We start from the raw sequence: 12,095 nt of genomic DNA on the forward strand, positions 1-12,095 counted from the left end.
AATGGCGGTGTCGAGCACTTCCTCGACTAGCTCGGCAGCGACACCTCGTAACTCATCGTCAAGATACGCCGCCTTCTGGTCCGCTTCTGGCAGCAACCACCATCTCACTTAGAAATTTGACCTATCACGAGCTTAGTTTCTGGAAGCTTGAAAGTAATCAATTCCGGCTTGAGCACATTCAACATCCTGCGCCGGCGTACCCGAACTCAGGCCAATTGCTCCGACGACCTCGCCATCAACGATCACTGGCAAGCCACCGCCGACGACCATAAGGCGCCCACCGATCGCAGAGTTGATGCCGTAGGCGGGATTACCTGGCAGGCTTGCCGTGCCGTAACTCTCGGTCGTTCGCTTTGCGCCCGCAGCCGTGTACGCTTTGTCTTGCGCAATGATGGTGCTGGTTATCTTACCTCCATCCATCCGTTCAAACGCGATCAACTGACCGGATTCATCGACAACAGCGATACACATTGGCACGCCAATTTCAGTCGCTTTGGCTCGCGCGCCTGCAATCAAGCTACGCGCATCCTCTATGTCCAAGCGCTTGATGACCAACACTTGCTGTATCCTCCCTGTTTTTATGAACTCGAGCAAAGCACCACATTCGAAAGATCGACTGCGCGCAATAGCCTGTTACTCTACGCAAAGATTACTATTGAACGAGATCGCCCCGCTCTTCGGGGCGATCTCGTTCGGGCATCAAAGCGCAAGTTCACGGCGGAGCGTTTCCAGACGCTCCATCGCAATAACTCCCTCGGCGATCGTTGGCGCAGGAGTACTTGCTCCAGCGAGGGCGGGGACGACATCTGCAAGCAGAGAATGGTACCCTTTGGGATCCTCATTGGCCGCTGCCGTAAAATTCGGTTTCCATGTCAGCGTGTCGCAATCATCGTTCAGTGTTGCGCCGAGATCGTCGATCTTGAATGGCGGGTTACGATGCCATTTGATGTCGATGACGTCTTCCACTTCGATCCGCTGGTGATCGCCCATGAGCTCGATGCGCTCAACCGGCGTGCCGCGTGATTGGATTGTGCCCATCGCAACATTCCCGATGGCCCCGCATTCGAATTCGAAGCCGACGTGGAAGAGCACGCGTCCCGGCGTCTTCTCGACTTTACGGGCACTAATCGAGCGGACCGGGGAAACCAGGAAAGACACGAGATCCATATAATGAACGCAATGGTGGAGAAAGAAGCCGGTATAGTCGACATTACCAACGAAATATCCCGGTGCGGTCATATAGTAACCGGTCAATCCCAGGACATCGCCGAAACGACCGGACTTGACGATATTGGCCGCCATGCGATTACCGATTGAGTAACGTTTCATGAAGCCCAGAAGGAGCGGTTTCTTGGCCTTTTCCGACGCGGCCAGAAGTTCACGAGCACCTGCCGCACTACCCGACGGCGGCTTTTCCATGAAAACAGGCAGGCCCCGCTCAAGAGCCATCTTTCCGAAGGCCAAGTGCTGGTCAGGGCCAACCGCCATTCCAACCGCATCGAGGCCCGGCGTCTTCAACAGATCCGCAACGTCACTGACAAGATTGATCACTCCGAACTGACGTCCAGCATCTCTCAGTCGCGCGCCATCTATATCGCAAAGCGCGACGAGTTCGACGTCATGGCGAACAAGCTGCGGAAGCAGCATCTGGGTTGCGTGAATGCCGCAACCGATCCAACCGATTTTCATAGTCATCGACGATATTCCGTAAGCAGGAGGTGAGATTTCATGAATGCACTCGATGCCGACAGGCGATCGCTCTCGTCTTCGTGGGGCGCCCGCCACTGGGCGAACGGAACACCGAAACGGTCATCGGTACGACGAAAGGGTTCAAGCGAGACCGGCCCCTTGTAGCCAACCTCATGGAGGGCGCGGCAAACGTCGACCCAGTCCGTCAGGCCAGTGCCGGGGAAGCCGCGATGGTTCTCGTTCGCCTGAAAATGGACAAGGCGATCCCCTGCGAGCCGGATGGCCTCTGAAAGAGAACTCTCTTCCATGTGCATGTGGAAGGTGTCGAGCATGAGCTTCACAGCAGGATGATCAACGGCATCCAGCAGTTCCATCGCCTGCTGCGTCGTACAAAGCACGTCGCTCTCGAAACGGTTGAGGGGCTCGACAGCCAGAACAATGCCAGCATTCTGCGCGTAGTCTCCCGCTTCCTTCAGCCCTTTGACACACCGGTCTTTTCGAGCAACGCGCTCAGACTCCTCCACGGGCTGCGGTGGACGACCCGCAAATACGAGGGGGTTTCCCGTCAGGGGCCCCCCGACGACCGTCGCGCCAAGACCGGCGGCGCAATCCACCGTGTATTTCAGGTAATCGATGCCTGCACGATGGGCGTCGGCATCGGCAGAGGACAAGTTCCTCTGCAGATTCACACGTGCGGCGAGAACAACGCCCAGCCCGGCATCATCGAGAGCTGTTTTGGTGGCCTTGATGTCGAGTTCACCGAGCTCGGGAACAAGAAGTTCAACAAAGTCATAGCCATGCTCGCGCATCTTCAAAAAAAATGGGAAGTGCTCGGCCGTGAACGGGCGGGCATATTGCATTGAAATCAGCCCGATAGGGTTCATCTTTGCCTCCTTTTTTACTGCGTAGATATTGAGTTGCTTGCAAGGGTTTGGGGTCAATATCAGCCCTTCACGGCGCCCTGAGTCAGGCCGCCAACCAATCGACGCTGAACGAGCAGGAAGAGGATAGTTGCAGGCATGGCACCGACCACAGCACCCGCAGCAAGCAATCCCCATTCGATCTGATACTCGCCAATCAGCGTCTGGATCGCGACAGTCACAGGACGGACATTTCTGCCCCCCAGCGTCAACGCGTAGAGATATTCATTCCAGGCGGTGATGAAGATGTAGATCCCGGTCGAGATTATTCCCGGCATCGTCAGTGGCAGCACGACCTTTCGGAGAGCCGTTAATCGCGAACAGCCATCAGTCATTGCCGCCTCATCTAGACTTTTCGGGATTGCAGCGATGTAGCTTGTCAGCATCCAAACGGCGAATGGAATAGCGACTGTTGCGTTGGCAAGAATGAGCCCGATATGAGTGTCGAGAATTCCAATCCGGCGCATTAGAATGAAGAGCGGCAGGATCAGCAGGACCATCGGGAACATGTTGATCAGCAAGAACTGCATCATCAGGAGTTTCCGTCCAGGGAAGCGGAAACGCGAGAACGCATAGGCAGCGGTAACCGAGACAATCAAGCCGACCACAACCGTGCCGCCAGCAATGATAAGACTGTCCAGCATGTTTTTCAAAAACGAAGTCTGCTCGATCAATCGGACATAGTTGTCAATCCGCCAACCCATGGGCGAGAGGGAGACGCCAGTGGCGGAGAGGGTGGCAGTTGGCGTGAGTGACGTCAGTATCATCCACACGAACGGTGCCATGGCGAACAGGACGATCGCAAGAACAGGCAAATCTGTTGTGACGATCCGGCGAAGCGTGTTTTTCTGCGTCATCTTTCAACCTCGCGCATGGTACGAGCGAGGTAGAGAACCACGAACGCTCCGAGAAGGATTGTGAATGTGACGGCGATTGAGGTGCCGTATCCGAAGTCGAGGTTCTGGCGCGCTTTTATGAACGCATAAAGCGGCAGCGTATAAGTCGCATAGCCGGGTCCACCTCCCGTCATCACGAAGATGACGTCCATCGAATTGGCAACCCAGATCACGCGCAACAGGCCTGCGGTCGCAAGAACCGGCGCGATCCCAGGCAACGTTATATGCAGGAACTGCCTCCAGGATGACGCTCCGTCGATCGACGCAGCTTCATACTGGCTCTTTGGGATACCCTGCAGCCCTGCCAAAATCATCACCGCAAAGAAGGGGAAGCCTTGCCATGTCAACGTCGCTATGATCGCATAGATCGCAACCTTTGGATCGGCGAGCCATGGCACTGCCGCTTGCACGACCGACAGATAGATAAGGATGTCGTTCAGCACACCTGTATTGGGATCATAAATCCAACGCCACATCAGAGCGATCACCACGCTGGGCAGAGCCCAGGGAATAATGATCAGCGCTCGCGCTAGACCACGCCAGGGAAACTCCCGGTTCAACAGCAAAGCCGTAAGAAGGCCGAGCCCCATCTGAAGTGGCACGGTCAGACCGATCCATAACAGGGTGTTCCAGAGTGCGGCCCAGAAAACGGGATCGTTAAAGAGCGTCACATAGTTTCCGAAACCGACAAACTTGCTGGCGTTCGGTTTAAAGAGGATGAGATCGTAGAAACTCGTCCAAACCGCCTGCACCATCGGCATGAAGACAATGACCAGCGTCACGACAAATGCAGGCGCAAGCAGGACATATGGAAGAAGCCGTTCCGAGCGCCAGTCGAAAGTCGCGCGGCGCCTAGGGGAAGATGTTGCTGACAGAGACATACTGCGTCCGTTTCAAGCCTTGAGGAAGGCCCCGACGCAGACGTCGGGGCACACAGATGGCAAGTGTTACTGAGCAAACAGCGTTTGAAGCTGCTCCATCATCTGCTGCGAATTGATCTGCCCTGTGAGCGCCTGCTGCATATTCGTCTGCCAAGCACTGTTGACGAATTCGGAGACAGCCGACGTTTGCGGCAGCACTGTCGCAAAAGGAAGGGATTGGATCGTAGCATCGACGAAACGGCGTTCATGAAGCTTCCAATTCGCCGAACCGCTCTTGGTGACCGTCATTTGGCCTGTTGCACCATTGAAAGCGACGTTATTCTCACCCTCGGCGAGAAACGAAATCCACTTCCATGCAGCGTCCTTCACGGATGAATTCGAGAAGATCGCGAGGGACTCGTCTCCGTAGGATGTCCACTGACCGTTCCCGCACTTTGGTACCGGCACTGCTGAAACCTTGTCTCCAAGCGCCGCGACCAGATCCTTGGACGAGCCAATGTGATGGATCGTCATCGCGGTTTTCCCGGATTTAAAAGCAGCAATGATTTCCTGGAACCCGTCATTCGGAGCGGATGGTGGTATTACCTTGTCCTTCTGGAACAGGTCGATTACCCACTGATTGGCAGCGATGGCTTCTGGCTTAACAAGACCGTCAGGCTTCAGTTCGGCTCCTTGAGAAAATACAAACGCGCCCCATTGATCCCATCCACCTTTGCCGCCCCGCAGGCCAAACCCATAGGTGTCGGGCGCCCTTGTCAGTTTGATAGCGGCATCCCTGAACTCCTCGCAGGTCTTGGGCGGCTGCAGGCCTGCGGCTTGAAAGAGATCCGTGCGATAATACAGATAGAGAACGACATATTGGACCGGCAGGTAATATTGAGTACCGTCAGGCCCCTTGTTCAGTTCGAGTACGTTATCGAGTAGATCGGCCTTCCCTTTCCAGGCGTCAATCATATTGCCGATCGGCTCGAGCGCACCCATTTCAACGAGGCGCGGTTGAGCAAAAAGCTTCACCATCGCAGCGTCCGGTGCATTACCTCCCACGAGTGAGGTGTAGAGGTTGTCGTAATAGCTGTTCCACGGCACGTTCTCGGCTTGAATTGTGATGCCCGGATTGGCTGCTTCGAATTTCTTTACCAGGTCAGCCATCGGGTTGGCTGGATTATCGAAGTGGTACCAAAACCGGACCGTTTCCGCTTTTGCCTGGGACAGCGCTGCCGACGCCGCCAGTGCGACGCTGAGCGCCATTGTTTTCAGAAATTTCATGCTTTCCTCCTCCAGATTGATTTGTTTTCAGCGGCCAGCCTGCCGCCTCGCTGCATTCCCCGCTGCTGCCAACGCCTCCCGCGCAGCAGACAGTTCGGATGTATTTTGTAAGAAGCCGTGCATCACGCCTGGGATAATCGACAACTCGTCGCTGCGACCGAGCGCCCTGAGACGTTCACTCAAAAGAAGCGTGTCCGACAGCAGAGGATCGACCTCCGCCGCCATCAAATACAGCGGCGGCATTGCCGCCAGTTGCTCTCCAGTTGCGACAAGTGGACATGCCAAAGGATCACCTTCGATTTTCTGCCCCCCGGCATAGAAGTCCCAATAACGCTGCATCTTACCGCGAGTCAGTCCAGGCCCTTCGCTGAATTGGACGTAGGATGGCGTCTCGAAAGACCGTTCATAGTTTCCGTAAAAGAGCAGTCCGCCGTCCGGCAGGAGTCGTCCGGCCGCCTCTTCGTGCAACATGGCTGCCAATGCAAGATTGGCACCGGCCGAGTCGCCAGCCACCAGCAACGGGCCACGCGTGACACCCGAGGCAGATGTTGCGCTAAAGACGTGCCGGAGTGCCGAGACCACGTCCTTCAGACCTGCGGGGAACGGGCATTCGGGCGCCAGCCGGTAGTCCGGCAACACGACAGGCATTCCGCTTTCAATCGCAAGGGTTCGCGCACAACGCTCGTGCGTTTCCGGAGAGCAGAACGCAAAGCCTCCGCCATGTATAAACAGGATCGCACCGTGCCCAGCACCTTTCGGAACTAGAATTTTCAAGCGACAGCGGTCAGAACCAAGCTCGAGATCCGCATCGATCCAGACTTCCGACACGCTGCGCATCGGCGGCAGATCGACATTGCAACGCGTGCTCGCAAACGCCGACTGAGCCCTCCCCTGTTCGGGCGCCAACGTTGTTGGATCTGGCAACTGGCCAAGTTCAGCCAGCGTCCTTGCCATCAGAGCAACACTCTCTGCCGACAACGCACCAGAGACTGCGTGAGCGGCGCTCACTGAACGCTCTCCGGAAATACCTCAGGACCGAAATCGACAATCGTAGCAATGTGATGATGCATCGAGGCGGTCGCCCGCCGCGCATCACCGCTTTCAATGGACTCGATGATGCTGCGGTGGCGCAGCGCTGTCGCCCTCAAATCCCGTGACATCGGACTACGCGAAATCTTGAAACGATGATTATGCACCAGGCAGCGATGAAGAATTGGATCAAGGGCCGGCAGATCGGCATCCTCAAAAATGCGACGATGAAAATCCCGGTCGATGGCCGCAAGCTCGAGTTCGTCGGCAGCGTCGGCCGCAGCCAACATTTTGCCCAACAAGTCCTCCAGGTCTTTGATCAGAGTCCGGCTCGGCGCACGCATCATCCGCGCAATACCACTCCCCTCGATCTGCTGCCGTAGCCTGAACATTTCGATCGCTTCGTCCGCGGTGCATTCGGAAACCTGAGTTCCTCGACGGCCCTTTCGAAGCACAAGACCCTCTTCCTGCAGCTGCAATAGAGCTTCGCGCACAGTGCCTTGGCTACATTGGAAGTGGGTCGCAAGATCCAGCTCGGTCAGACCCGTTCCCGGTTCAAGCACGCCGAGCATGATGTCGCGCTTCAGCGAAGCAAACGCTGCGCTGGATTTAAGGGATTTCGTGGCGGTTTGCCGGGGTGGAAAATATGTCATCCAAATGTGCCTGAGCTGTTGCGTCTCGATGAACTTATCATTATCGATATTGACATCGATAATGATCGTCAAGCACGAAGTTGCTACCCGGGAGGAAAACGTGGCCGAAATTGCGCTGAGGGGAATCCAGAAGTCTTATGGCAGTCTAAAAGTCATCCACGATATCGATATCGACATCGAGAGCGGCGAATTTCTTGTCTTGGTTGGCCCGTCCGGATGCGGAAAATCCACCCTTCTTCGAATGATTGCCGGACTGGAGGAAATTTCCGGCGGGGAGTTACAGATTGAAGGACGCACAGTGAATCTGCTCCCGCCTGCAGAACGCAATATTGCAATGGTTTTCCAGGACTACGCGCTTTATCCCCATATGAGCGTGAGAGACAATATGTCTTTCGGCCTGAAGATGCGTGGCAGTAAAGATGAGGAAATCCAGAGCCGCGTTTCCCACGCGGCTGACATCCTCAAGATCACGGAATATCTTGACCGTAGACCAGCTCAGCTTTCCGGTGGCCAACGTCAACGCGTCGCCATGGGTCGAGCGATAGTGCGTGAACCGGCCGCATTTCTCTTCGACGAGCCGTTGTCCAATCTCGACGCCGCCCTCCGTGTCGAGATGCGGCTTGAGATTGCTAAGCTCCATCATCGCATGAGGGCGACCACCATTTACGTTACCCACGATCAGGTGGAGGCGATGACATTGGCGGACCGCATCGTTGTGATGAACGCCGGCGTCATCGAACAAATCGGCAGGCCTCTAGATTTGTATCATAGACCAGCAAGCCTATTCGTCGCACGCTTCATCGGTAGCCCAACTATGAACACCCTTCCCGCAAGCCTTACTCATGGCCGACTCACGTTACTCAAAAAGTCGATCCACCTTGATGAGACGTTTGGTTACGGCGGGCTTGACAGTCAGGTCGTGGTCGGCATTCGGCCGGAAGATCTTATACAGTGTTCTGAGGAAGACGCCTGGGTGACAGGAGAGTTGCTTGTTGCAGAGCGCTTGGGCAGTCAGACGTATGGCTATGTGGAGATCGGTCACTCAAAGATGCTCTGCGCGGAGTTTCCTCGAACGAGCGACTTGAACGTTGGTGAGACGTTACATTTTCGAGCGCAAACCGAAAGCCTCCATCTTTTCGATCCGACGACGGGCCGGAGAATTACACCGGTGTGAAAGCGCCAACCAACGAAACCACATGCGGAGCTTACGTCGTAGTCAAAGCTTTCCACAATTGCTCGCATTTTAGCGATCCGATTACCGGCGTTGAAGGGTCCGATGTCGCGTGGACGTCCCAACTAGGGACAGTCAGTTGGCAGAAATCGATCCAAAGGCGCAGACGCTTTCACCGGCGGTTCAGCAGACTACCGACCTGCAGCAGCAGACGACCTGCCGTCTTTTAGCGATGGCGGTTGAGATAGAGAAGCTGACCGAAATCCTACTTGGAGCGGAAGCGAAAACCTCCCTTAAGGCTCGGTGCAGTCTGCCTGACACCGAGCCATCGGCCTAGATGGGATTCTCGAAGACCCTGAAAGGTTCGGAGGACGTGCTTCGCGGCGCGGGCATCTTTCCCCGTGGTCAAGGCCCTGGTCGCTGCAGAGGCCAAGAAATCCTCGAGGGGATGGAGATCGACGCCCGTATCGATACAAAAGACGTCACTCTCATCAAAAAGCGCTTGGCGTCCGCGAAATTGACGCTGGCCGAAGTGTTGACTGCAGCGAACAAGAGAGCCGTCGCAGCGGCTGTACGCCGACAAGCGAATGCTACTGCTGCCTCCTTAGAAGGACAAGTCGCGTTCTTCGAGGAAGAGCTGAGAAGGCATTTTCGAACTGACTGCGAGAAGTTCTCCGACGGGGATGGAGAGCTCCGCCAGCGGACCGGAATCCTTCATGTCGAACGTAACATCCTCTTCGGCGACGACAGGGGTGACTTGGCTTCAATAAAACCAGCGACGCCTGCATTCCGGATCGCGGTGGCCCGAAAAGTGCTTGTAGACTTCGCGTCCGGGTGGCTCGGCGAAATGGACCGGTAGAGGCAGAAGAGATAACGCAGAGCGCCTGAGCCAAGTTTATGTTTCGGTCAGTCGAACTAGGCAAAGTCATTTCGCGGCCTCCCGCTGGCTGAAGTAGGGCACGTCAGCCTTTGACATCAACTACACTCATTTTTGCTCAACCCGTTGCAGCGAGAACTCGATGGCGTTCCGGAATCTGCCACTGCCGCAGATTGAAGCACTGATAACCCGAACTTCAACAATTCATCTCGGCCGGCGCGAAGCCCAGGATACCTCTGAAGTCTCAGAACTAGGCCATGTAGCCGCCATCGAGAACAAGGGGGCTCCCAAGCATGAATGAAGCGGCGTCAGAGCAAAGCCATAGGACGCCGTTCGCGACTTCAATGGGAGTGCCGAGACGGCCGATTGGCTCTTGCCCTACGATCTGAGCACCAACTTGCTCGTTTTTCCTAATGAAATTCTCGACTGGCGGCGTGCCAATCCAGCCGGGGCAGATTGCGGTAATTCGAACTCCGTCCTTCGCGTGTTCCAGTGCCGCACTTCGTGTTAAGCCCAAAACCCCGTGCTTAGCAGCCGAGTAAGCGGCGCCGCCAGGAAGGGGATAACCTCGAAGGCCGTCGACTGAGGAGTTGTTTACTATGACACCGCGCCCAGCCTCGAGCATTGACGGCAACTGATAACGCATGCAGAGGAAGACCGAGGTGAGATAGCCATTGATCGTCTTTCCCCAGGCATCTTCACTCATGCTCGCAATCGGAGACATTTTACCTCCGCTACCAGCATTGTTGAAAGCGTAGTCAATTTGTCCGTGCTCTTTCAAAGCTGAAGACATAAGCCTCTCGACGTCGCGGCCACTCGTTACGTCACACTCGATCCAACTCACACGACTATCTGGAGAAAACGTCGTCAGCGCCTGCTTAGCTCTCTTCTCGTTGCGGCCAGCAATGATCACAGTCGCACCTTCGCGAGCGAACGCTTGCGCCGTCGCCAGCCCGATTCCGGTGCTGCCGCCAGTTACAAGAGCAATTTTTTCTCTCATCTCAGGATATCGTTTCGGCGGCAATATTTGCACCACAGGCAGTCTCCTGTTTCCTGAGACATCAGTTGGACAGCATGAACTTCACGCATGAGTAGGCACGAACATCTGTCGAAGGACAACAAGTTTATCTTGCGCAACAAGCGGATAAAGATCATGGGAGCCTAAAACAAACGGCCCATCAAGTGCTCGCTCTCCCATGCTCTAACAAAACCCAACCCACGGGAAATCCAGCGGACGTTGTTTCTGCCCCACTCGTCGACCCGGCTTGCATGTTCTCCCATGAGCCAGACGTGGCGGACGACAACAAACCGCAGAGCAGCTTCGAAATCATCTGAAGTGATTGTTCTTATCAACCGATAGCCGTCCAAAAATGATGTCCAAGCTCGTGTTGTCTCCCGACCGAAAGAAACCTGCGCCCATAGAAAGACAGCTAGGTCGTAAGCCAAATATCCTGGACCTCCGTCATCGAAATCAAAGAAAACAGCTGCTCCAGCTTCAGTGATTTTCGAATTGAAGCCGTGACAGTCTCCATGGCAATAGGTCCACGAGAGATTAGCGGGGAGCTTAATCGCAGCGCCGGTCCGTTCGGCGATCTGTTCGAGTTCGTCAAGCACAGAGGGGTCTTCTATGACGCCGCTGCTACGAATTCGCGCAAGCGGTCGATACAACAGATGTTGCAAGTCGAGCTTGTACAGCGGCGCATTCGGAATGTATGTCTCAGCCGCGTTGTGGAGAAGAGCGAGAGTTCTTCCATTTGCATGAGCATCGCCGACGTCGCCTGCATGAGGTTCCCGCCCATCTACAGCCTGAAAAAGCACGCCTTCTCGTCGCCCCTCCGGCGCATGGACTTGTAGGAAGAGTTCGCACCCGATGGTTGGGATTGGCGTTGCGACCGGCACGCCAAGCTTGGAGACGTGGATCAGAAAATCCGTTTCACTCTTTACATCTGCTGGCCCTCGTACGCGGTGGTGGGACAGCCGAAACACATAACGCTCACCGCTAGTCGAGCTGACTAAGTACACATCGTTCAGGCCGCGCTGGAGCAAGCGACAAGATGCTAAGCCCGCCAAGGCGTAGTTGCTTTCAATCAAGCCCTTAATGGCTTTAGCGCTCACCATCGAATAGATCGGATCAAAGTCAGTCATCTAGGTGGCGCCGTCAGATTGTAAAACCTATTGCTTTCATGACCTGTTCCAATTGCCCAAGTCCGTTGCTCAGCGGCGTCCATAATCAAATCACACGCTGGGTCCTTTGTTGCCCAGTATGCGCCCTTATCTTCGGGATGCCTTGCCGCCATCTCCTCTGATCGGGGCTGGAAATGGATTTTCATTTGGAAAATGCGACCATGCAAGGAGTGCCTCACCCAACTCCGTCCAACGGGCGAAACGCATGCCAGCGTCCTCCATATACCCGTACGCGTATAGTGCCTCGAACGCATTCTCCCCAGCGGACATGGCATAATTATCTATCATGCCGTCAGGTCGTTTCTCGAGATATTGATCTACCATACGAGCAAGCGCCGCCAGCGCTACTTTTTCTCTGTTCTCCACGCTCTAGCTTTCCACTCACTCAAATCGGCAAATCAAACACAATCGGTAGCATGATTGGAACTCCCTATCAGTGAAACGGTCTGTGAAATTCCTGCGACTGCAAATTTTACGGTAAGGAGATATGAGGTGCGCCGGTGCAGTCATACCCCTGGAGCCGGCTCTG

Annotated in this window: 13 protein-coding genes; 3 read left to right on the forward strand and 10 right to left on the reverse strand. The window is 55.3% G+C overall.

What is annotated here, in order from left to right; genetic code table 11:
* Positions 1-132 precede the first annotated feature (132 nt).
* From ACTJKV_RS18305 to ACTJKV_RS18340, 8 genes are all read right to left on the reverse strand, one after another.
* Complete coding sequence (locus ACTJKV_RS18305) at positions 133-558, reverse strand: GlcG/HbpS family heme-binding protein (protein ID WP_440599225.1); 426 nt, start codon at positions 556-558, stop codon at positions 133-135.
* A 141-nt stretch (positions 559-699) separates the two neighbouring features.
* On the reverse strand, positions 700-1,695 hold the full coding sequence (locus ACTJKV_RS18310) for a Gfo/Idh/MocA family protein (protein ID WP_440599226.1): 996 nt from the start codon (positions 1,693-1,695) through the stop codon (positions 700-702).
* Positions 1,692-2,573: a sugar phosphate isomerase/epimerase family protein gene (locus ACTJKV_RS18315; RefSeq protein ID WP_440599339.1), complete on the reverse strand. Its 882-nt coding sequence runs from the start codon at positions 2,571-2,573 to the stop codon at positions 1,692-1,694. Before ACTJKV_RS18315 ends, ACTJKV_RS18310 begins: the two co-directional genes overlap by 4 nt.
* A 59-nt stretch (positions 2,574-2,632) precedes the next feature.
* Entirely contained in the window at positions 2,633-3,466 is an 834-nt protein-coding gene (locus tag ACTJKV_RS18320; protein WP_111851088.1) for a carbohydrate ABC transporter permease, read from the reverse strand.
* A complete protein-coding gene (locus ACTJKV_RS18325; RefSeq protein ID WP_440599227.1) occupies positions 3,463-4,386 on the reverse strand; it encodes a carbohydrate ABC transporter permease in 924 nt (307 codons plus the stop codon). Before ACTJKV_RS18325 ends, ACTJKV_RS18320 begins: the two co-directional genes overlap by 4 nt.
* A gap of 66 nt (positions 4,387-4,452) precedes the next feature.
* Positions 4,453-5,652 carry an ABC transporter substrate-binding protein gene (locus ACTJKV_RS18330; RefSeq protein ID WP_440599228.1) on the reverse strand — a complete coding sequence of 400 codons (1,200 nt, stop codon included), beginning with the start codon at positions 5,650-5,652 and terminating at the stop codon, positions 4,453-4,455.
* 27 nt (positions 5,653-5,679) lie between these two features.
* A complete protein-coding gene (locus tag ACTJKV_RS18335) occupies positions 5,680-6,660 on the reverse strand; it encodes an alpha/beta hydrolase (RefSeq protein WP_440599229.1) in 981 nt (326 codons plus the stop codon).
* A complete protein-coding gene (locus ACTJKV_RS18340; RefSeq protein ID WP_440599230.1) occupies positions 6,657-7,406 on the reverse strand; it encodes a GntR family transcriptional regulator in 750 nt (249 codons plus the stop codon). The genes ACTJKV_RS18335 and ACTJKV_RS18340 overlap by 4 nt, the downstream gene beginning before the upstream one ends.
* Here ACTJKV_RS18340 and ACTJKV_RS18345 point away from each other — a divergent pair.
* From ACTJKV_RS18345 to ACTJKV_RS18355, 3 genes are all read left to right on the forward strand, one after another.
* Positions 7,396-8,508 (forward strand): ABC transporter ATP-binding protein, encoded by a 1,113-nt coding sequence (locus ACTJKV_RS18345; protein ID WP_440599231.1) that lies wholly within the window; start codon positions 7,396-7,398, stop codon positions 8,506-8,508. The two genes, ACTJKV_RS18340 and ACTJKV_RS18345, sit on opposite strands and share 11 nt — an antisense overlap.
* 136 nt (positions 8,509-8,644) lie before the next feature.
* Positions 8,645-8,842, forward strand: coding sequence for a hypothetical protein (locus ACTJKV_RS18350; protein ID WP_440599232.1), 198 nt, complete (start codon positions 8,645-8,647; stop codon positions 8,840-8,842).
* Positions 8,843-8,953: 111 nt separating this feature from the next.
* Entirely contained in the window at positions 8,954-9,364 is a 411-nt protein-coding gene (locus tag ACTJKV_RS18355; protein WP_440599233.1) for a hypothetical protein, read from the forward strand.
* A gap of 268 nt (positions 9,365-9,632) precedes the next feature.
* Here ACTJKV_RS18355 and ACTJKV_RS18360 read toward each other — a convergent pair whose 3' ends face one another.
* Complete coding sequence (locus ACTJKV_RS18360) at positions 9,633-10,418, reverse strand: SDR family NAD(P)-dependent oxidoreductase (protein WP_440599234.1); 786 nt, start codon at positions 10,416-10,418, stop codon at positions 9,633-9,635.
* Between the two features lie 125 nt (positions 10,419-10,543).
* Complete coding sequence (locus tag ACTJKV_RS18365; protein WP_440599235.1) at positions 10,544-11,527, reverse strand: phosphotransferase enzyme family protein; 984 nt, start codon at positions 11,525-11,527, stop codon at positions 10,544-10,546.
* Between the last annotated feature and the right edge of the window lie 568 nt (positions 11,528-12,095).

The sequence above is a fragment of the Agrobacterium sp. 22117 genome, assembly GCF_052045735.1.
Lineage (GTDB): Bacteria > Pseudomonadota > Alphaproteobacteria > Rhizobiales > Rhizobiaceae > Agrobacterium > Agrobacterium cavarae.

What these genes read in the sequence shown, in the direction of transcription:
- ACTJKV_RS18365 (WP_440599235.1), bottom strand. Translation starts at nt 11,527, where the DNA reads ATGACTGACTTTGATCCGATCTATTCGATGGTGAGCGCTAAAGCCATT.
- ACTJKV_RS18320 (WP_111851088.1), bottom strand. Translation starts at nt 3,466, where the DNA reads ATGACGCAGAAAAACACGCTTCGCCGGATCGTCACAACAGATTTGCCT.
- ACTJKV_RS18330 (WP_440599228.1), bottom strand. Translation starts at nt 5,652, where the DNA reads ATGAAATTTCTGAAAACAATGGCGCTCAGCGTCGCACTGGCGGCGTCG.
- ACTJKV_RS18315 (WP_440599339.1), bottom strand. Translation starts at nt 2,573, where the DNA reads ATGAACCCTATCGGGCTGATTTCAATGCAATATGCCCGCCCGTTCACG.
- ACTJKV_RS18345 (WP_440599231.1), top strand. Translation starts at nt 7,396, where the DNA reads ATGATCGTCAAGCACGAAGTTGCTACCCGGGAGGAAAACGTGGCCGAA.
- ACTJKV_RS18355 (WP_440599233.1), top strand. Translation starts at nt 8,954, where the DNA reads ATGGAGATCGACGCCCGTATCGATACAAAAGACGTCACTCTCATCAAA.
- ACTJKV_RS18310 (WP_440599226.1), bottom strand. Translation starts at nt 1,695, where the DNA reads ATGACTATGAAAATCGGTTGGATCGGTTGCGGCATTCACGCAACCCAG.
- ACTJKV_RS18325 (WP_440599227.1), bottom strand. Translation starts at nt 4,386, where the DNA reads ATGTCTCTGTCAGCAACATCTTCCCCTAGGCGCCGCGCGACTTTCGAC.